Raw genomic sequence first — 21,080 nt, 5'->3', positions numbered from 1 at the left:
TAATAACCGATCCGAGAATATCTCTTTGAAAATCATACGCCATGTATTTAATCACTTTTGCTAAAAGTCGTGTTCTGTTTTATAACCTCTAAACATGTTACGATAATCTAAGTGTTTAACTATTTCAAAATCGGAGAGAATTTATGACACAAAATGAATCCCTATCACCGTTAAAACTATTTCTATTTTCGTTTTACGCGACACATACGATTATATTGAGTTACATACCGCTCTATTTGCAAGATTTGAACTTATCTGGAACAGAAATTGGTTGGGTGCTTGCCATCGGGCCACTCGCAGCCCTGATTTCCGAACCATTCTGGGGTTATATTAGCGATAAGCTTAAAACTGTTAAAAGAATTGTGGTCTTACTATTAGCCATATTACTTCCTGTTAGTATGGTCTTTTTCAATGTTTATAGTTTAGTACTCATTTTACTATTTGCCTTTTTACTCTATTTCTTCTCAGCACCGATTACAGCATTTGGAGATAGCTTATCACAAAGACGAGCAGATGAACTCCATATTTCATTTGGGTCGATTAGAATGTGGGGATCAATCGGATTCGCGGTATCTTCTCTTGCTGTTGGACAATATTTAACATGGACCAACATTGAAAACATCATCTGGCCGTATTTGTTATTCGGCGCATTCGCATTAATCGTCGCGTTCAGATTAACTGATGCTGAACCTGCTAAAGAATCCGTCAATCTCAAGAGTGTTAAACAACTGTTCAAGAACGGGAAGCTCATGACTTTCCTCGTATTAATTATGTTCATCACGATCACACATCGTACGAGTGACAGTTATATCGGTATTTATATTGCAGAATTAGGTGGTACAGAAAGTTTAGTCGGTATTTCGTGGTTTGTCGGGGTCATCAGTGAAGCAGCAATTTTTGCGACGGCTGGCTATTGGTTCCGTAAATATAAAACGCTATTCTTCATCATAGCAGCTGGCCTTCTATACACGATTCGTTGGTTTCTATTCGGGATTATCCAAGACCCTTGGATTGTCATTGCGCTACAGTTCATGCATGGTTTAACTTTCGCTGTCATGTACTTAACGGCTTTTGACTATATCACTCGACTCATCCCTAAAGTCGTTCAAGGTACAGGACATTTAATGTTCCACACCGTCTTTTTCGGCGTTTCTGGTATCATTGGCTCTCTTATGGGTGGTTCAATTATTGATTACTATGATGCGAATATGCTCTATACGATATTAGGTTTCTTTGCATTAGTGGGTACAGTTTCCCTCTCAATTTATCATTTGGTTTTAGAGAAAAGAACCGCTTAATTCAAACGAACTCATGAATGCGTATTATAGAGAAAAATTATGAAATCCCCTTCTTACCGTCTTTAAGAAGGGGATTTTCATCACTCTTTTTACTCTCTTCGTTGATCAAAGTCATCTGGGTTTAACTCGTCTGTTATATCATCATTTCGGTCATTAATTGGTCGACCTGTTTTTTCGTCAAAATCACCTGGATTCAGTTCATCTGCCAGTTCTTCTCGCGTCTTCTCTTGCTGAACCCGCTCTCTTTCGCGTTCATAATCAGGAGCCAATTCATCTGACACCTCCGTTTGTAATTGATGTGGTCGTCTGTGTTCCGTTCTACTCTCCGGCTCGACATCATGTTCGTTAAGCACCTACAAATGAAAAAAATACCTCAAATACAGTGATCCCAAACGCTGCAAATAATGACACTTCAAATAATGGAATATCAATGGCCATCATACGCAACATAAAATAGACGACCATAAATGACATAATGAAGTCTGAGATCGTTGCGATTAGTTTGCATTGTACCTAGCAAAATATACATTTAGTGTGTAACAATTAACCACTGTTAATCGCAAGTACCACTTTGTTTTTATAAATTGATACTAATATAAAAAAGACGACACGCCTTGATCATGACGTGTCGTCTTAAGGAATAGACTTGGTTTTAATTTTTAATAAGCATGATGTATACAATTATTCATTCAGATCATAAACTTTACCTTTTACAAGATAGATAATGCCTTCTGAAATATTCGTCGTGTGGTCAGCGACGCGTTCTAAGAAACGGCAAATAAAAGCTAATTGGGTGATTTGAGCAATTTGATCAGGATGTTTTGCCATCATTTCCATTAGCTCTTGAACAATCTGTCCATATAATTCATCTACTTGATCGTCTGTGTCGGCCACTTTTTGTGCTTGGACCAAATCTTCTGATGCATAGGCATTTAACACATCTTCTACCATCTCTTGTGTGATCGTTGCCATTTGTGGTATATCCTCTAGTGGCTTAACGAGTGGCTCATCACCTATACGGATGACTGATTTCGCAATGTTGACCGCCAAATCACCAATTCTCTCTAAATCAGTTGTGATTTTCAACGTAGAGACTAAGCGCCTCAAGTCAGAAGCTAATGGTTGTTCTTTAGCAATTAGCCAAATTGTTTCTTCATTAATCGTTTCTTCTAAATGATTGATCTTGTCATCATCGTCAATGACTTTTTGTGCTTGATCAACATCTTGATTTTGTAAGGCTAGAATGGATTGATTAATCGCCTTTTGTGCGAGTTGACCCATCTCAACTAGCTGACTATTCAAATGATCAAGTTGTTCAGTAAAATTCTCTCTTACCATAGCTTGCACCTCCGCTATTTAGCCGAATCGACCCGTAATATAATCTTCTGTACGTTGATCAGACGGATTGGAAAATAGTTGATTCGTATCATCATATTCGATCACTTCACCGTTTAAAAAGAAGGCTGTTTTGTCTGATATACGTGCAGCTTGTTGCATATTATGCGTGACAATCACAATGCTGTACTCCTCTTTCAATGACTGAACTAATTCTTCTATTTTTAAGGTCGAAATCGGGTCTAATGCAGAAGTCGGCTCATCCATCAAAATGACATCAGGTTCAATCGCAAGGGATCTAGCGATACAAAGACGTTGTTGCTGACCACCCGATAAACCAAATGCGTTTTCATGAAGACGATCTTTCACTTCATCCCATAAAGCCGCGCTTTTGAGTGACTTTTCGACAATACTATCAAGCGTTTGTTTATCCTTAATACCATGAATTTTCGGACCATAGACAACGTTCTCATAAATCGATTTCGGAAATGGATTCGGCTTTTGGAACACCATGCCCACATCGGTTCTTAACTCTTCGACTTGGTATTTCGGGTCAAAGATATTCTTGTTTTTATAGTTAATTGAACCTGCCATTTTAACGACAGGCACCATTTCTACCATACGATTTAACGACTTGATAAACGTCGACTTCCCGCAACCAGATGGACCTATAATAGCTGTGACTTGATGTTGTGGAATATCAAATGTGACATCTTTCAAAGCATGGTCTTGCCCATACCAAAGATTAAATTGATTAATCGAGTAAATTGCATCATGTTTAACAGCTGTTTGTTGCGCTTGTGTCATACAATAACCTCCTTAGTAACGTTTCGAGAACTTATTACGAATGTAGATCGCAATCGAGTTCATAATAATCAGTAAGAATAGGAGAACCAATATTCCTGACGCAGCGACGAGATGGAACTCCTCTTGCGGCCGTCCTGTCCAATTAAAGATCTGAATCGGCATGACCGTAAATCCGTCCCACACATTCTCAGGCAGATAAGCGATAAATGTGAGTGCCCCAATCATCAGTAACGGTGCCGTCTCACCAATCGCACGGGATAAAGCCAAAATACTTCCCGTCAAAATCCCTGGAATCGCAGACGGTAAAACAATCCGACGAACCGTTTGCCATTTACTAGCCCCCATCGCGAAGGAAGCTTCATATTGATCATTGGGTACTGATCGAATGGCTTCTTGGGCTGCAACAACAATAATAGGCAAGATTAGTAGACTTAGGGTTAATCCACCTGCCATAATACTGCGCCCCATTTCCATTAGTCGGACGAAAAAGGTTAAGCCTAATAACCCGAATACGACAGACGGAACGCCTGCTAGATTAGAAATGTTCATCTGAATAAATCGTGTAAATCTATTGTCTTTTGCATACTCTTCTAAATAAATGGCCGTGCCTACACCTAAAAAGATGGAGACTGGCGCTACGATTACCATGAGCCATAAAGAACCGACAATGGCTGCCTTAAACCCAGCTTCTTCTGGAAAGCGTGACGCAAAACTTGTTAGAAAATCCCAATCTAAGTGCGTAACACCCTGTGTTATAACCCGTATAATTAGTACACCTAGTACTAATATGCTAAAGACAATACACATAAAGAAAAGGGCTTTTAATAATTTATTTTGAAAGGTTCGTTTACCCATTTGACGTTGAATTAATTGTTTATCGATTGATGACATTTAGTATTCCTCCCTAAACTTACGGGAAATGTATTGGGATAATAAGTTCATGAGTAACGTAAAGACAAAGAGTGTCATACCGACCGCATAAATACTGTAGTAAATAGTTGACCCGTACCCTGCATCACCGAGACTCACTTGCACAATATAAGCGGTCATCGTCTGAATCGATTCCGTCGGATCAGCCGTGAATTTCGGTGTCGAACCAGCTGCAACCGCAACAATCATCGTTTCGCCAATAGCACGCGAAATCGCTAAGACGAACGAAGCAATTACACCCGATAAAGCGCCTGGAAGTACAACTTTTAAGGCAACTTCGAGACGTGTTGCCCCCATCGCGAATGCTCCTTCACGAATATGGTTTGGCACCGCACGCATCGCGTCTTCCGATAAAGACGCTACCATTGGAATAATCATGATCCCAACAACAACCCCACCACTTAATGCGTTAAAGATCGATAAATCAGAGAAAAATAGATTTTTGATTAATGGCGTCACAAATGTCAGAGCGAAGAAACCATATACAATAGTCGGAATCCCTGCTAATACTTCTAAAATGGGTTTAACAATTCCGCGAACCTTTTCTGTAGCATACTCACTTAAATAAAGGGCTGCTCCCAGTCCAATTGGAATAGCGACTACCATTGCAATCGCCGTGATTAATAAGGTACCAGCAATTAACGACAATACCCCATAAGAAGGGTCCGCTTCATAAAATGGATACCATTCAGTTGAAGTGAAGAACTCAACAATACTCACTCTTTGGAAGAACGTCACGGTTTCAACCAGTAGTGTAATAACAATACCAATTGTCGTTAACACCGAAATAATCGCTGTCATAAGCAAAACAATTGGAATGATTTTCTCCATGATACTTCCTATATTTTTATTTGATTGTTTCTCTTGGATTAATTCTCGAGTTGATTTCATCTAGCATACTCCTCAACTGTCTTAACATATAAACGAATATAAAGAGGGCACCCCCCCTTATATTCGTTTGATCAAGATTTATTAAATGGTTATTATCTTAGACTATCTATCTTTTCCTGTGCTGCTTCATAATCTTCTTCAGAAAATCCAACATAACCGACATCCTCAGCTAGTTTGCCCGCATTGTCTAACGTATACGTTAAGAACTCATATACAGCATCATTCTGTACTGACTCATTCGCAACATAAATGTACATTGGGCGAGAAAGTGGTTCATACTTTCCTGATTGGATTGTTTCTTGACTTGGTTCTACAGCTTCACCATCACCATTAACAACCGGAACAACGTTTAAATCTTCTTTATTTTCAAGGTAATAAGCGTAACCAAAGTATGCAATTCCATTCTTGTCACCTGTGACGCCGTTAACTAAGACGTTATCATCTTCTGATAAAGCCGCATCACGTTTAATTTGATTCTCGCCTAATACAACTTCACTGAAGTAATCGTAAGTGCCTGAATCCGTTCCTGGACTAAAAAACGCGATTTCTTCATCTGGCCATTCTTCGTTTACATCTGACCATGTAGTAACATCAGATCCTTCAGACCAAATTTGTTTCAATTGCTCAATGGTTAACTCTTCAACCCAGTCGTTTTCTTTGTTTACAACGACTGATAAACCATCTAATGCTATTTCAATTTCTGTGTAATCAATGCCGTTTTCTTCAAGTGCGCTTTTCTCTTCTTCTTTAATGGAACGAGATGAATTACTAATATCCGTTTCACCGTTGATGAATTTCTCAAATCCACCACCACTACCAGATACACCAACTGTTACACGTATATCTTCGTGTGATTTTTGGAATTCTTCTGAGACAGCCTCCATAATTGGGAAAACAGTAGATGAACCGTCAATTGCAACATCACCTGATGCGGTTTCAGTTGCCTCACCCGTATTATCACCTGAATTTTCGCTCGATCCATTGCCACTTCCATCACCATTTCCACATGCAGCGATTAGAAGTAACGCAACCAACATGAATAAACTCAATATTTTCTTCTGCATCGTTCAAAACCCCCTCTTATTTTTCATAAATGTTTGAACAACTTAAGCTTATAACACGATTCAGAAAAATAACATTAAGTGCGTGTAAAGGTTCAGTAAAGGTTTTGTAAAGCCACTGAAATAACTGATGTGGCGCTTTTATCACAAAAAAAGCCTTACGAGTATAGTTCAATAGAAACTCATAAGGCTTGATTACTTTTAATCTTTTATGAAGATGAAACAGATGAACGCATGTTAGAAGTAACATCATCGTGTCGTTTCATCGAAATACCTGTAAATCCGTAAATAATCGTGATGATCGGACAAAGCAAGCAGAAAAACGCAAACGGAAGATAGGATAACACAGGTACACCGAGCACACTTGCCATAAACACGCCACTAACACCATATGGAATTAATGGGTTAATAACTGTACCGCTAGATTCTAAGACTTTCGATAAATGCTTCCCTTCATATCCCATTTCCTGATAACGATTTGCATACGCTTCACCCGGTAAAATAACCGACATATACTGCTCACCAAGCGTTAAATTAATACCTATACCAGTCAGAACGGTTGAGAGCACTGCTCTACCTCGCGTTTCAACCCATTTATGAATTGAGACCATTAATGAGTGAATGACGTTTAACTCAGATAACATTCCACCCATTGATAATGCGAGTAATAGCAAGGAAACAGCCCACATCATGCTCTGAATCCCGCCACGATTAAGGATTGAATCAACTTGCTCATTGCCTGTTGATGTTTCGAAACCAGCTTGAACGACGGTCATCCATTCTGAAATATTGATTGAACCTGCCTGTAATACAAGCGAGGCAAGAAAACCACTCACAATGCCTAACAAGATCGTTGGAATCGCTGGAAACTTTTTCACGGCAGCCAAGAGCATGAGTAGTGCTGGAATCATCGCGATCCAGTGCACAGTCGTCTCCGTTTGGAAAACTTGGATTAATGACTCAACTTGACTAATATTAGCTTGTGTCGAATCAAACCTTAAAAACACAAAGGCTAGTGCTGTAATGACAAAAGCTGGTATAGTCGTCCAAAGCATGTGTCGAATGTGTTCGAATAAATCCACTTGACTCACAGATGAGGCTAAGTTCGTCGTATCTGACATCGGGCTCATCTTATCACCAAACATAGCCCCAGACACAATGGCACCTGCTGCCATCGCTAAATTCACATCAAGTGCTGTCGCAATCGCGATAAAAGCGACGCCAATCGTTGACACCGTTGTAAAAGAACTACCGACAAACACTGCAATAATCGATGTCACAATAAATACACTGACTAAGAAATAATCGACCGAGATAATATTAAAGCTGTATGTAATTAATGTCGGTATTGTTCCAGACTTCATCCAAACAGCGATTAATACGCCAATCAATAAGAAAATAATTACAGGTACAATCCCTGATTGTACGCCCTTGATCATCCCATTTTCGATCGTTTTCCATTCAAATCGCCGTAATTTCGCCCACACCATTAACCCCATAATAATGAATAGGATTGGCACATGCGGGTCTGCTCCAAACGATACGAGCGACACCCCAATAATCGCTAACATCGATAATAAAATTAAAGCCGCTTCCCAACCTGGAATACGGAAATCATGTTGATCTCCCATTATGAACTCCCCTTTATAAACTTAATCACTTAAACGCTTAAACGCTTTTATCTAAAAAAGTATTTAAATTGTATCATACATGGGTAACATGATCCCTGTCAATATATTTTTTCTGCTAAAGTCCGTTGTTGATATTGTGATCCGCTACCGGTGGACGCTTTCCGCAGGCACGGCTCGAGCCTCCTCGGCCAAAAAGCGTGGCCTGCGGGGTCTCGAGACACGTGCTGTTCCTGCAGGAGTCGCCACCTTCGCTACTCACAATTCAACAACTAAGCGCTAATCCTTACAATAAACAACACTAAACTTTAACTGAGTTTTTAAATTAGCGTTAATCCCTTGAATCTACTTTTTTATTCCATTCGTGCTAAGATGAATCTAACAGGATAGTTACAAAGGTGGGGTAAGATGAAAAGTGAAGAACAATATTTTAACGAAGCTGAATCAATTCAAAGTTATATGGAAAACATGAGCCAATTAAAAGATAAAAGCTATAGCGTCTATGAATCTTTCACATTACCTGATCAAGAGTTAGCTCATACATTACGTGAAAAATCCTTTCATCTTCTCGTCATTACAGAAGACTGGTGCGGGGATGCGATGATGATCAATCCAATTATTCGCCAAGTGGCTGAAGCAGCTAATATCGATATGCGCGTTGTTTTACGTGACTCAGAGACCGAACTAATTGACCGTCATTTAACCAACGGCAGTCGCTCAATTCCCATTATTTTAATCCTTAATCAAGACGGGGAAGTGGTGGGTAAGTGGGGACCTCGCTCACCAAAAGCGCAGGCACTCGTTGATGAATATGCGGCGGCATTACCTGATCAAGATGACCCTGAATTTCAAGCAGCTCAAAAAGATATGATTAAAGCCTTAACACGTCGTTTCACGAATGACGAACTTTTATGGCATGATGTGTATGAGAGCTTTCAGCAAACCGTTCAACAATCCATTCAAGATACGCAAAGTCGTTAATACAAAAAACCAGAACGATTTCAATGTTGAAACCGTTCTGGCTTTTAAATTAGTTTCCGTTATTAATAACATTTTCACGCAACAACCCCATCATGATCACGTCACAGTATTGACCATTTATGAAGAAGTGTTGCTTTAGGAAGCCTTCACGCTCAAAACCGACTTTTTCATAAATATAGGCTGCTTTTTCGTTCGATTGAGCCACATACAAAAACAATTTATGTAAATTCAACTGGTTAAAGCCATAATCGATCATAAATTCTGTTGCGCGTGTCGCATACCCATTCCCTTGAAATGCTGGATCAATCATAATCGCAAATTCCGCATGGCGATGTCGCCAATCGATATCAAATAACCCTAAGTACCCTATTTTTTCCTTACCATGATATAAAATAAACGACCGATGTGAATCTTGTTCAAGGTTAGCTTCGTAAGATTTAACCATTTGCGTTTTCGAAGCATAAGGTTCTTCAAACCAATAATCCATCACATCTGAGTTGATTCGCATTTGATATAGAAAATCAAGATCGTCTTTTTGAAGTGGTTGAATCGATAATTGTTCGCTCATTAGCACAACTCCTTAAACTTTTCTACAACAATGTCACCTATTTTGCTTTATATTATAATAAACATCATATCATGGAACTGATTAGGTAATCACGTTTTATTCCAAATTATGTTATAATGATTCAAATTATTAAGATAATCATACATCGCAATGGGAGCAATATCTATGGACAGTCAATTAACCAATGTATTCAATCGTATGGGCATATTAGATTTAATCTTTTTAATTCCGATGTTTTTCTTATTCGTGTATTTGCCAGACGATCATATTTGAAGTATTTTCGTGAACTTAATCATCGTCGTGTTTTTTAGTTTCTGATTAATAATGGCTTTTCATTCGACAGTGAATTATTTTAAGAACAGAGCTAACTAATTAACTTCTTTATCTAAGATGAGGTGACTTAACGTGAGTAAAAATGAACCAAAGCGTCGAAACCGTTTTGAAAACTGGTTCGACGTCTTGTTATTTATCCCTGAGCTAATCCTAATCCCAATCAAGTATATGGTACGAGGAATTCTGTGGTTAGTTAGAATTTGGCTGCATTAATACGAAATAAATAATGAGCTTGATACATTGTTGGTGCACCAAGCTCATAACAATCTGATTATCATTTTATATTTTTAACAGGAAAGCCAGGTTTCAATGTAAACCTAGAGTTATGAGTATTTTACTCGTCATATCAAACTTTTAAAACAAGAACTTTTAAGTAATCACTCTGTTTATAAAGACTATGCGTGGCGAAATCTCTCGGTAAGCCAAACTCTTCTTTCACTTGGTAGGATACACCTGCTTCTTTAAATCCTTGATCAACTAGCTTTTTAAAATGCTTCATATCAAATGATGCATTGTTCGTCGAAGCGATAATGACACCGTTTTTGTTGATAATTTCTGCTGAATGCTTAATAAGTGATGGATAATCCTTAGCACTAGAAAATGTCTTTTTCTTATTACGCGCAAAGCTCGGCGGATCTAATACAATCGTATCGTAATTGAGCCCATGTCGTTTCGCGTATTTAAAGTAACTATAAATATCCATGACATATGTTGATTGTTGTTCTAAATCGATGCCGTTCAAGCTAAAATTCTCAATCGTTTTCGGTTCACTACGTTTGGCAAGATCGACACTCGTGGTACTCTCTGCACCACCTAATGCGGCTGCGACTGAAAATGCACCAGTGTATGAAAACGTATTAAGCACATGCTTGTCCTTAGCATAACGATCACGAAGCGCACGACGGACATCGCGCTGATCTAAGAAAATGCCTGTCATTGCCCCATCATTCAAATCAACGGCATAATTCATCCCATTCTCTTGAATGATGAGCGGAAATTCTGGTCGTTCGCCGTAAACGAAGTCATCATCGTCAATATACGACCCCTTCGTATCAAACCGCTTCTTCTCATAAATCGATACACATTCACCGTATTCCGTTAGCACTGTCACGACTAACTCTTTAAACGCATAAATGCCTTCACTATACCAGTTCAACAAATAATGGCCATTATAATAATCAATGGTTAGGCCCCCAATGCCGTCTCCTTCACCATTAAACAAACGAAACGCTGTTGTATTAGGGTCCTCGTAAAATGCCTTACGCTTATTAATCGCTGCCAAAATCTTTGACCGAAAGAAGGTCTTATCAATTGGTTCATCCTTGTTATGGGTTAATACCCATCCTAGCCCTTTATTTTGCTTACCATAATAACCTTTCGCGATAAAGCGTCCGTTCCCATCCACTAAATGAACGATCTCTCCTTCATCGTTAAGATCATTCATATTTTGCACCGCTTCTTTATGAATCAATGGAAATTTATGTTGAAATTGCTTCACAAATGTCGGATTTATAACTAATTCAATCATGTGATTAACCGTCTCCTCTCATGCTCTCACGTTATTATCCCACATAGAGAATTAAAAGTAAAAACTAAGAAGAAAGTGTAGTCAGCTTTCAAAATGTTAGTTAATAGTTATCTTAAGACAAGACATCTGTTTTTAAATAGACTCCTAATGCTGCTCCAATCACACCCCATACAATAATACTAACAACATGCCAAAAGACGACCGTACTTTTATTAGCACCAGCAGCTAATGACCCAAAGGCTGCGATATGACCAGAAGCAATCAAAGGAGCAAGGAGAGCCACACCTGGAACCCCATACTTTTCGTATCTAGCTTTCGCTTTACTCGTTCTTCTATGTATAAATCCCCTTTGATCCGAATTCCGATATCGAAAGAGCCACGCATTATATGGTATGACGATCGCCATAATAGACAACCAGTTACCGATTACACTTACGACTAAAGCCCATATAACCGGAAGTCCTACCAGAATACCAACAGCTGCACCGCCCGGAGATTCCAGAAACGGAATGAACGATAATATAAAGATACCGATCGTCTGGATCAATTCATTAACACCGTCCAAATAGTTTAAAACATCTTGAACTATTTCTCTGAACAAGATTCATTCACTCCCTCTCTAAAACATGATTCTATAACTTGTGAAAAACACCTTTTTGGTTTGAAATCATGTTGAACTACTATACACTTTATTCAAAATAAAAGAACTAATCTCGATTCTGACAAGATCAGTTCTAATAGTTGTTTATTTAATTTAAAATTACAAATAAGTGATTATTAATTTCTTTATTTATATAATTGGCATTATAGTAACAGAACAGACAACAGTTATGGCGAATCAAATTAGTTTTCTAAATACTGTTTTAAGGCGTCTAAGTCTTTTGCACACGCTTTCTTAAACGACCCAGCCATGAGCTTCCCAAAGAGTTCGATATACCCGTTAACCCCTTAATCTCTCCGTAAAGGTATACTTGTGACTGGTCACCAGTCGATTCCACTGTATAAGTAAAAATGTATTCCCCTTTACCTGTCGAACCTTTTGAACCATCACAACGTAATACAATTTTCTCTGGTTCTTGTAACTCCATCACTTCAAAATGTTCCGAAGCTTCTTTACCAAACATCTTTCTCGTTTCTTTCCATTCACTACCGACTTTAATCGGACCCTCGTCTAATCGGTCCATTCGCACCAAACCATGCATCCAATGATGAGCAGCATCTAGGTCAATCAAACTGTTATACGCGGTTTGTTGCGGCACATTAAATGTTCGTTCCACATCGAATGTGATACTCATACAAGCCCCCCCTAGCCTTTTTATATGAGTATAGCACAAAGCTTGATAATCGTCCTACTAGCTTATTTTTCAATGGTCAATAACATTGATGATCCCGTCATCTTAACTGTGAATTTGAAAATACTAAATATAATTAAATAAGGAGGAGCTAACCACTCCTCCTTCCATCACTATTCTGACTCTAAATTCACACCGATAAATTTCAACTCCGTCATATCCTCAACAGCATATTTCACACCTTCTTTACCCATACCACTTTGTTTCACGCCGCCATAAGGGTGGTTATCTCGCCTAAAGGTGGACATTTCGTTAATCCACACGCCTCCCATCTCTAATTGGTCGGCAACGCGCAACGCTCGGTTGATATCCTTGGTAAACACACCTGCTTGTAAGCCATAAATCGAATCGTTCGACATCCCGACAACTTCATCTTCCGTTTTAAATGGGATCACTGAAACGATCGGGGCAAAAACTTCATCCGCGATAATTTTCATATCGTTTTGGACTTCTGCCATCACTGTCGGCTCAAGCATCGTGCCTTTTTGTTTACCACCTGATAATACTTTTGCCCCTTTGGACACAGCATCATCAATCCACTGTTTTGCTCTTTCGGCTTCATCTTCACTAATCATCGGGCCTAAATCCGTTGATTCATCGCTTGGGTCACCAATAACTAACGCCTCCGTCATATTAACGATCTGTTCAACAACAGTATCAAAAATCCCCTCTTGAATATATATTCTTTGGGCTGAGATACAGATCTGACCTGAATAAGTAAAAGCCCCTTTAACTAACTTATTAACAGCTTGTTCAACGTTAGCATCTTCAAATAAAATATTAGGTGAATTCGACCCTAGTTCGAGTGTTACTTTTTTAAACCCAGCGCTCTGACTGATCTCTTTTCCAACTGGTAAACTTCCGGTGAATGAGATTTTTTCTAACTTTTCGTGTTGTGTTAAAGGGCTGCCCACTTCACTTCCAGTCCCGATCACCAAGTTCAACACACCATCTGGTAGACCCGCTTCTAAAAACAGTTTCGTTAATTTATAAGCTGTAACGGGCGTTTTCTCAGCCGGTTTAAAAACGACCGTGTTCCCAGCTGCAATGGCTGGTGCGATTTTGTGAAGTGATAAATTTAACGGAAAATTAAAAGGTGTAATGGCTCCAACGACTCCTAGCGCCTCTCGTTTAACCATCCCCAGTCGATTCTCACCACCAATCGCTGCATCCATTGGAATTAATTCACCCATGATATGTTTAGCCCATTCAGAGGAAAAACGAAGGACTTGAATAGAACGCTCAACCTCTGCTCGACTGCTCGCAATCGGCTTTCCTGCTTCCTGCATAATCGTTTGCGCAAACTCTTCTTGTCGGCCTTCTAATAAATCAGCCGTTTTCCGCAAAATATCACTACGCTGATGGGCCGGCATATGCTTCATCATTGAATGAAAGACATCAAAACTCCCATCTACTGCTTCGTTTAAATCACTTTCATTCGCTAAGACGATTTCAGCAATCGTTTCTTGATTAAAAGGATTGATCACTTCTTCAGTTTCGCGTTGACCTTCATTGATCTCACGCCCGTTAATAATTGATCCAATTCTCATCCATGTCACCCCTTGTCGTCATTACTTACAAATAATCTCGCCCAGTTTCTCTGTTAATTTCATGTTTTCGCGGTAATCAACCGGACAATCAATTAATACAGGTTTATTCAAGCTTATGGCTTGTTTCAAAGTTGGTAATAACTCTTCCGTTTTTTGAATTTCAAACGCCTCAAAACCATATGATTTAGCTAAATCAACGTAATTTGGATTGCCGAATTCAATATAAGACGCACGGTTAAACTTCTTCATTTGGTGCCATTCGATTAATCCATAGCCATCGTCACGCCATAATAAAACGACAATCGGTAAATTAAGACGGACAGCTGTTTCTAGTTCAGCACCTGTCATCAGAAAAGCGCCGTCACCACAAACAGCTACAACATTTTGTTCTGGTTGGACCATCTTAGCCGAAATTGCACCTGGAACAGCCACTCCCATTGAAGCTAAACCATTCGAAATCAGGCATGTATTCGGTTCAGCCGTGTGAAACAGACGTGCCATCCACATTTTGTGTGCTCCAACATCCGAGATAACGATATCATCATCATTCAGCGCTTCCCTTAAATCCGAAATAATTCTCTGTGGCTTAACAGGAAAACCAGAATCTTGTTCATAGTCTTTTAATTCATTCATCGCATTGTCCCGCACTTCTTTTGCCCAAGTGACATCGCGTTCGAGCTGAGGAACGGCCTGTTTTATTTTAGATAAATTCTGCCCTACATCTCCGATCACGCTTGTTTTGACTGGATAGTAGGCATCTGTTTCAGGATTCGTCGTATCAATATGAAGAATAGGCTTGTCCCCTTCAGGATTCCAGTCTTTTGGTGAATACTCTGCCATATCAAAGCCAATGGTGATGATTAAGTCAGAAGCATTGAGACCACACGTAATATAATCTTGACTGCCTAAACCAGCCGTCAGTAGACTTAAATCATGTGTCCAAGGCAAAGCTCCTTTCCCCATAAAGGTGTGGACAACAGGAATCGACGTATGTTCAATGAATGCTCGTAACACGTCAGAAGCCTTTCCGCGGGTAATCCCGTTCCCTGCAATAATAAGTGGATTTTCCGATGATTGAATGAGTTCAGCTGCTTCTTGTATCGTTTCTTCACTCGCTCCCGAAAGGTTTGGCATTCGCACAGTTAATGGTTCAGCTTTATATTCCGCACTGGCAATATCCTCTGGAAGATCGAAATGCGTCGCACCTGGTTTTTCCGAGCTAGCTACTTGAAACGCTTTTCGAATTACCTCAGGCACTATGTCAGGTGTTTTAATTTGAGCATTCCATTTTGTCACTGGCTCATAAATTTTGATTAAGTCATAATACTGATGGCTAATTTTATGCTGTCTATTTAACCCCGCCTGACCTGTGATCGCTACAATCGGGTTCAAATCCATATTCGAATTCGCAACCCCTGTCAGTAAATTCGTCGCACCAGGCCCTAAAGTCGCTAAACAAACACCAGGCTTACCAGTTAGGCGACCATAAATACCAGCCATAAAAGCCGCACTCGTCTCATGACGCGTTACGATAAACTCAATATCAGAATCATATAGGGCATCCAATAAATCGATATTTTCCTCACCTGGTACACCGAAAATGTATTCAACTTCTTCTGCTTCCAAACAACGCACAATCGTTTCAGATACATTCATCTTCTACATCATCCTTACTAAAAGTTTTATGTGATTGAACGATAAATTTCATCCAATGTTATAACATGACCTTGATTGTCTTTATACATGATATGTTCTCTTGTAAATCCAGTTGGTGACTCTAACCCAGTTGCTGCTGCCAGTCGATAAAGCCCCTTACGCATCGAAATGACATAGTTAGCCGTACGATGTTTCTTCTCATCTACAACTAAAGCTTTCTGAAGTTCTGGATCTGTTGTTGCAACACCGACTGGGCAAGCATTTGATTCGCACTGTAAAGCTTGAATACAACCAACTGTAATCATGAAAGCTCGAGCTATATTGACCAAATCCGCTCCCATAGCTAATGCAATCGCCACACGATCCGGGGAAAATAATTTACCTGATGCAATGATCTTCACTTGATCCCTTACACCATGCTGAACTAACGCTTCATTCATAAGTGGCAACGCAGATTTAATCGGTAACCCAACACTATCGGACAACTCTTGATAAGATGCGCCAGTTCCTCCCTCACCGCCATCTACAGTGATAAAATCTGGTGAAATCCCTGTCTCCTTAATATTCTTTGCTAAATCATCGGCATCAAAACGACTTCCAACCACAACTTTGATGCCGACAGGTTTTCCTGCATGCTCTCGAACTTCATCGATAAAATTTAAAAGTGAGGGAAAATCACTGTAATCCTCAAACCGATTGGGGCTATCAATCGACTGATAAGGCTCGACCATTCGAATTCTAGCAATTTCTTCAGTGACCTTTTCAGCATCTATATGTCCACCACGTGTTTTGGCGCCCTGTCCCATCTTGATCTCAAATGCCTTCACCTCAGGAATGTCACTTTTTTCTTTCAAAGCCTCCCAACTGAAATTCCCTTCACGGTCCCTGACACCAAATAGTCCTGGCCCAATTTGCATAATTATATCCACTCCACCCTTTAGATGGTAATCAGATATGCCTCCTTCGCCAGTGTTCAACCAAGTCCCTTGGGCAATGCCTAACCCCTCAGATAATGCTGTAATAGCCCGGTCACCCAACGATCCATAGCTCATGGCCGACATCCCAATTTGGCCTTTAACCTTAAACGGATTCTTAGTATTTGGCCCAATCACAATCGAATCCTGTTCATCTAACAAATAAGCTAGAGATTGATCAGATTCCCATTCCTCTACTTTTTGCGTGAATAATGGCTCTTTAATCAGTAAATAACGATTAGTTAGGACTTCTGTCATTCGGTCCATTTTCAACTCTTCTGTTAATCTTGGAAACATTGAATTTCGTATATAAAAGCCTTCTTCTTCAAAATCTCGTCTGGACCCAAATCCTAATACATCACGCTTATATTTAGCCTTTTTAACGATATCCTCATATTCCACACGTGAAAAAGGTTCTCCACCGTTATCACTATTAAATAAATAAGAACGCATTTCTGGCCCAATACGTTCTAGAAAATATCTCATCCTACCGACTAAAGGATAATTACGTAAAATTGGATGCTGCTTTTGCGTTCGATCGACCCTGATTAAATAAAATGCAATAACTCCAATAGCCAATAGAATAATCATTAATAATGCAAATCCAATAATCGTTAAAACGTTCGCGACATTCATATGACTTCCTCCACTTTTTCGAAATACCTACCCTACATAGTAATTTTTGCTTTTTCATTAAATTTATCCATCATAATTGAATGTTTGTTTAATTAAGAGGCTGATATAAAAAAAGAACTGAGAGTTGATCTCAGTTCTTCCGTGTCTATTCTGGAATAGATGGTAAATGTCCATTAAAATCTAAATGATCCTTCGATGCCTACTTCCTAATTTACGTTTAATTTATTTTAGACATCGAATATTTTTATTACTCCGTTTTTTCATTTCAAACGCATCCGATTTTTTCGAAGTTCTTTTCTCGAATTTGCAGTTTCATACAACCGACACTCCTCCTCAGTTTCTGGAATAACCCCAGGCACTTCAGTCGGATTCCGATCACGATCTACCGCCACCATCGACATAAACGATTCTGTAGTCAGTACTTTTTTGCCAAGTAATAAATTATCAGCAAATACTTTCACATACACTTCCATCGATGTTCGTCCAGTACTAGTCACGATAGCTTCCAAAGTTAAGGCATCACCAACCTGAGCTGATGATATAAAATCGACTGAATCAATGGATGCTGTAACAACCACATTGCCAGAATGTTTCATCGCTGTTAACGCAGCAATTTCATCAATATAGGCTAAAACTTTCCCACCAAATATCGTATCCATATGATTCGTATCTGGTGGTAATACTAATCTTGTTTGAGACATTCTCGAATAACTTATAGGTAGTGGTTCCACACCATTTCTCCTCTCTTCCCCCATAAAAAAATACACCTCCTAAAAGAAGGTGCACTTGGGCATTTAAGATTACATACAAATTTGTCCAGCAATCACTTGCTGGCCTAGTCACATGTAACACCCTCCTATCTCCCGTAGGATCAAATGTTCTTTCCAATGGCAGGTCTCCTGACTCAGAATCATCTTCATATAGCCCTTCCCGTTCTATGAACAGTGGGATCCACCTATATGAATCATCTTTACAGTGGCGGGACCGTGCCGGAATTTCACCGGTCTTCCCTTTTCAGCTTTATCATAAAGCCACCATTGAACGCATTCAGTTTTCAACTCAAGGCAATGCCTTATCTTCTAATGTATATCTACTTCAAACGTCTTGTCAATTGAATTTGTAAAAAAGAAGTATTCAAAAGAGTTACGATGGAAGCTCAACTTTTTCTTCTTCCCCACTCTCTAGGCGATACTGGAACAGTTCAAAGGTTTCTGACTGGTTCCCTTCGCTCACCTCTTTCACATAATACAAAAGTGTGTTGTCTCTTCTGAGCTTTGCATGCTGTACGGAATCATTAATGCGAAGGCGATCTCCTTCTTCTTCAGATGAACGATCATACGATACCATGTCATACTCATACAAACCGTCTTCCCCGTAATTCATGATTGTCTGGTATAATAATTTATTTTGATTTTCCATCCACACTACTTCACTGATCGGGACTTCACTGTCTTTATTAGATATGACCTTCATCTCCTCCGGCTTTTCGATGTTCATTTCATAAATCCGTTCCACAGATTCAAACATCGAATCAGGCGTGGCATTTTCATAATCATCAGGTAGCACCATGAGCATTCTTTTCCCATTCTCTGCTATGCTCAGCGAACTTGGTGAATACGTCTCAAACGACTGTATTTCTTCAAAATCACCGTTCGGCTTCAACGTATATAAACCCGATGCGTAAGGTATGAACCCTTCTTCTGGCTCCCCTTGCGTACTGAGATGGATACCATTGATAATCCAGCGGTTATGTGCCGGATCCTTCACGAGATCAGTGATAACACCACGTACCTGTAAAACGGTTTCTACATCTCCACCTTCCTCGGAAATCGTATGAACATCGCTGTGTTCAAGCTGAAATTCTTGTTTACCAGAGGGAGCTTCCGGGTAACCCGTCGTTTCAACAACAGACAAATCGCCGTTTTCGTTGAACACTGGACTCCACAACTTCTTAGATTCTTCGGCCGCGTAGACTTCAAGATGTTCTGCTTCGCGATCCTTCAAATACAGGGTCTGTCTGCCGTCTGATTCCATCACATAAGCGATACGCCCATCTGATGCGACGTTGTATTCGCCGGTAAAAGACGGCTTTGTGTTTTGACTGGATTCCACTATGCCTCCCGCCGTGGCAAAACCGACTGTCACAACAATAATGAAACCGAATACAATAAACATTCCTTTTTTATTCATTTGATTGCCTCCTTATTCAAACAACCCCATCACAGATGGAACGATAAACGGCCAAAACATGTAAGCCAGAATGAGAACGGTAAGAGCCAAGCTTCCAACCATCAGTTTCGGATAACGAGGAAGCAACCTTATCTGAACCGTATAAAGCACTGCCCATAAGGCCATAGGAATAAACACATTTAACAAAATAGTAGCAGGAGCGCCAAATCCCATAGCCATAAGGTAAATATACAATGCTGCTAGCCCACCGACGAGAGAAAGCGTAATATTGACGATATGGATGATTCGCCGGGACACTATTTGGTCTTTATGGCGTTCATACGTCAAAACTGTCCGGTACAAAAGGTACAAATTGAGCAGTAACATCAAAAGAAGTGCCGGAATTGAGAAATTATAATAAGTCGACCATTGAGTCATAAGAAACAATAGGTTCAGTACCAAACCAAGTGCCAGCCAAAGCTTCCGGTTGACGACAAAAGTACGGTTCAATGCAAAAAACAGTACAATCGAATGACCAACAATTCCGACGAAAAGATACCAAAGGGCTGTCTGATCTTGAACAAGGACCATTGCATATTTTCCAAATGTAAACAAAAAACCGAGTAAGGAAAGTAAGAGCAGCAACTCTCGGCGGTACGGAAACATCACCTGTTGTAAACCATCTCCGATATGAGCCTCTTTCCCAAACATTTTCATCGCCTCTTCCTCCGCTTCCTTTTCCGTTTTGCCTGCTTCCATTTCTTCATCGCGTCGCATTAGAACGTGTGTTAACATCTCTTCATACAGATCTTCTTGCTCAGAGCGACTGCAGTCAGTCTGTGCGGCGATCCGCTTCACATAAACCTCCAGCTTACGTGTCATACGATCTTCTAGCCTTATGAAGCAGACTTTGAATCGATGCCCAATCTTTTTGCTTACGCTCAAGTTCGGTTTCGCCTTCTTTGGTCATCGTGTAATATTTTTTCCGTCTTTCACCTTCCGGGGCGCTCCAGTACGAAGTCACCCAACCCTTGCGTTCCATTCTTTTTAGCGCTGGGTATAACGTTCCTTCACTCATGCTATACGCTTCATCACTCAAACGTTTAAGCCTCTTCGTCATTTCGTACCCATACAAATCCCTTTCTGCAATCAATGACAACAGAATCAAATCAATGTTTCCCTTCATCATTTCTTTATCCATAACCTACTCTTCCCTTTCGCTGGAATATAGTTACAGTATAAAATGTTATACCTCGTATTACAAGGGTTCGTGTAAATTTCCATACGTTATGATAAAAGTATGAGAAACTGAATGGTGATTAAGGTTTCGCTAATTAAAATCGCTCTTACAAACTGTTGTCATTTAGCAAGCTGGCAGGCAAG

At 39.8% G+C, this 21,080-nt stretch carries 22 protein-coding genes and 1 riboswitch; of the genes, 3 read left to right on the top strand and 19 right to left on the bottom strand.

Going from position 1 to position 21,080, the window contains the following annotated elements; translation table 11 throughout:
- Window positions 1-143 precede the first annotated feature (143 nt).
- The gene (locus tag ACKXGF_RS01255; RefSeq protein ID WP_411954509.1) at window positions 144-1,298 is read left to right on the top strand and encodes an MFS transporter; all 1,155 of its coding nucleotides are present in this window, start codon (window positions 144-146) and stop codon (window positions 1,296-1,298) included.
- 89 nt (window positions 1,299-1,387) lie between these two features.
- Here the strand turns inward: ACKXGF_RS01255 and ACKXGF_RS01250 are convergent, their stop codons facing one another.
- From ACKXGF_RS01250 to nhaC, 8 genes are all read right to left on the bottom strand, one after another.
- Entirely contained in the window at window positions 1,388-1,567 is a 180-nt protein-coding gene (locus ACKXGF_RS01250) for a hypothetical protein (RefSeq protein WP_411954508.1), read from the bottom strand.
- Window positions 1,568-1,643: 76 nt separating this feature from the next.
- Window positions 1,644-1,796, bottom strand: a complete 153-nt coding sequence (locus ACKXGF_RS01245; RefSeq protein WP_411955540.1) for a DUF2512 family protein — start codon at window positions 1,794-1,796, stop codon at window positions 1,644-1,646.
- A gap of 183 nt (window positions 1,797-1,979) precedes the next feature.
- Window positions 1,980-2,636, bottom strand: a complete 657-nt coding sequence (gene phoU, locus ACKXGF_RS01240) for a phosphate signaling complex protein PhoU (protein ID WP_411954507.1) — start codon at window positions 2,634-2,636, stop codon at window positions 1,980-1,982.
- Between the two features lie 18 nt (window positions 2,637-2,654).
- Window positions 2,655-3,440 (bottom strand): phosphate ABC transporter ATP-binding protein PstB, encoded by a 786-nt coding sequence (gene pstB / locus ACKXGF_RS01235; protein WP_411954506.1) that lies wholly within the window; start codon window positions 3,438-3,440, stop codon window positions 2,655-2,657.
- A gap of 12 nt (window positions 3,441-3,452) precedes the next feature.
- Window positions 3,453-4,331, bottom strand: a complete 879-nt coding sequence (gene pstA / locus ACKXGF_RS01230) for a phosphate ABC transporter permease PstA (protein ID WP_411954505.1) — start codon at window positions 4,329-4,331, stop codon at window positions 3,453-3,455.
- Complete coding sequence (gene pstC / locus ACKXGF_RS01225) at window positions 4,332-5,261, bottom strand: phosphate ABC transporter permease subunit PstC (protein WP_411954504.1); 930 nt, start codon at window positions 5,259-5,261, stop codon at window positions 4,332-4,334.
- A gap of 92 nt (window positions 5,262-5,353) precedes the next feature.
- Window positions 5,354-6,325, bottom strand: a complete 972-nt coding sequence (locus tag ACKXGF_RS01220; RefSeq protein WP_411954503.1) for a PstS family phosphate ABC transporter substrate-binding protein — start codon at window positions 6,323-6,325, stop codon at window positions 5,354-5,356.
- Window positions 6,326-6,531: 206 nt separating this feature from the next.
- Window positions 6,532-7,953 (bottom strand): Na+/H+ antiporter NhaC, encoded by a 1,422-nt coding sequence (gene nhaC / locus ACKXGF_RS01215; RefSeq protein WP_411954502.1) that lies wholly within the window; start codon window positions 7,951-7,953, stop codon window positions 6,532-6,534.
- Window positions 7,954-8,358: 405 nt separating this feature from the next.
- Between nhaC and ACKXGF_RS01210 the strand changes: the two genes are divergently transcribed.
- Window positions 8,359-8,931, top strand: coding sequence for a thioredoxin family protein (locus tag ACKXGF_RS01210; RefSeq protein WP_411954501.1), 573 nt, complete (start codon window positions 8,359-8,361; stop codon window positions 8,929-8,931).
- Between the two features lie 49 nt (window positions 8,932-8,980).
- On the opposite strand, the gene ACKXGF_RS01205 is transcribed toward ACKXGF_RS01210, so the two are convergent.
- Window positions 8,981-9,499, bottom strand: a complete 519-nt coding sequence (locus ACKXGF_RS01205) for a GNAT family N-acetyltransferase (protein ID WP_411954500.1) — start codon at window positions 9,497-9,499, stop codon at window positions 8,981-8,983.
- Between the two features lie 165 nt (window positions 9,500-9,664).
- On the opposite strand from ACKXGF_RS01205, the gene ACKXGF_RS01200 reads away from it, so the two are divergent.
- Window positions 9,665-9,772: a DUF6007 family protein gene (locus ACKXGF_RS01200; RefSeq protein WP_411954499.1), complete on the top strand. Its 108-nt coding sequence runs from the start codon at window positions 9,665-9,667 to the stop codon at window positions 9,770-9,772.
- A 406-nt stretch (window positions 9,773-10,178) separates the two neighbouring features.
- Here the strand turns inward: ACKXGF_RS01200 and ACKXGF_RS01195 are convergent, their stop codons facing one another.
- The 10 genes from ACKXGF_RS01195 to ACKXGF_RS01150 all read right to left on the bottom strand — a co-directional run bounded on the left by ACKXGF_RS01195 (window position 10,179) and on the right by ACKXGF_RS01150 (window position 20,898).
- Window positions 10,179-11,360 carry a class I SAM-dependent rRNA methyltransferase gene (locus ACKXGF_RS01195; protein ID WP_411954498.1) on the bottom strand — a complete coding sequence of 394 codons (1,182 nt, stop codon included), beginning with the start codon at window positions 11,358-11,360 and terminating at the stop codon, window positions 10,179-10,181.
- Between the two features lie 112 nt (window positions 11,361-11,472).
- Entirely contained in the window at window positions 11,473-11,961 is a 489-nt protein-coding gene (locus ACKXGF_RS01190; RefSeq protein WP_411954497.1) for a small multi-drug export protein, read from the bottom strand.
- A gap of 271 nt (window positions 11,962-12,232) precedes the next feature.
- Window positions 12,233-12,655 carry an SRPBCC family protein gene (locus tag ACKXGF_RS01185; protein WP_411954496.1) on the bottom strand — a complete coding sequence of 141 codons (423 nt, stop codon included), beginning with the start codon at window positions 12,653-12,655 and terminating at the stop codon, window positions 12,233-12,235.
- Window positions 12,656-12,825: 170 nt separating this feature from the next.
- A complete protein-coding gene (locus tag ACKXGF_RS01180) occupies window positions 12,826-14,262 on the bottom strand; it encodes an aldehyde dehydrogenase family protein (protein WP_411954495.1) in 1,437 nt (478 codons plus the stop codon).
- Between the two features lie 21 nt (window positions 14,263-14,283).
- Window positions 14,284-15,918, bottom strand: coding sequence for an acetolactate synthase large subunit (locus ACKXGF_RS01175; RefSeq protein ID WP_411954494.1), 1,635 nt, complete (start codon window positions 15,916-15,918; stop codon window positions 14,284-14,286).
- A 26-nt stretch (window positions 15,919-15,944) separates the two neighbouring features.
- Window positions 15,945-17,528 (bottom strand): FMN-binding glutamate synthase family protein, encoded by a 1,584-nt coding sequence (locus tag ACKXGF_RS01170; protein WP_411954493.1) that lies wholly within the window; start codon window positions 17,526-17,528, stop codon window positions 15,945-15,947.
- Between the two features lie 260 nt (window positions 17,529-17,788).
- Entirely contained in the window at window positions 17,789-18,283 is a 495-nt protein-coding gene (locus ACKXGF_RS01165; RefSeq protein ID WP_411954492.1) for an acyl-CoA thioesterase, read from the bottom strand.
- A gap of 116 nt (window positions 18,284-18,399) precedes the next feature.
- Window positions 18,400-18,582: riboswitch (cobalamin riboswitch) on the bottom strand.
- 89 nt (window positions 18,583-18,671) lie between these two features.
- Window positions 18,672-19,718: a hypothetical protein gene (locus ACKXGF_RS01160; RefSeq protein WP_411954491.1), complete on the bottom strand. Its 1,047-nt coding sequence runs from the start codon at window positions 19,716-19,718 to the stop codon at window positions 18,672-18,674.
- A gap of 12 nt (window positions 19,719-19,730) precedes the next feature.
- Window positions 19,731-20,555 (bottom strand): permease prefix domain 1-containing protein, encoded by an 825-nt coding sequence (locus ACKXGF_RS01155; protein WP_411954490.1) that lies wholly within the window; start codon window positions 20,553-20,555, stop codon window positions 19,731-19,733.
- A 13-nt stretch (window positions 20,556-20,568) separates the two neighbouring features.
- The gene (locus ACKXGF_RS01150) at window positions 20,569-20,898 is read right to left on the bottom strand and encodes a PadR family transcriptional regulator (protein ID WP_411954489.1); all 330 of its coding nucleotides are present in this window, start codon (window positions 20,896-20,898) and stop codon (window positions 20,569-20,571) included.
- Window positions 20,899-21,080 lie beyond the last annotated feature (182 nt).

Source organism: Alkalibacillus sp. S2W (genome assembly GCF_046764385.1).
GTDB lineage: Bacteria > Bacillota > Bacilli > Bacillales > Alkalibacillaceae > Alkalibacillus > Alkalibacillus almallahensis.
This window is presented reverse-complemented; position numbering and strand designations above follow the sequence as displayed.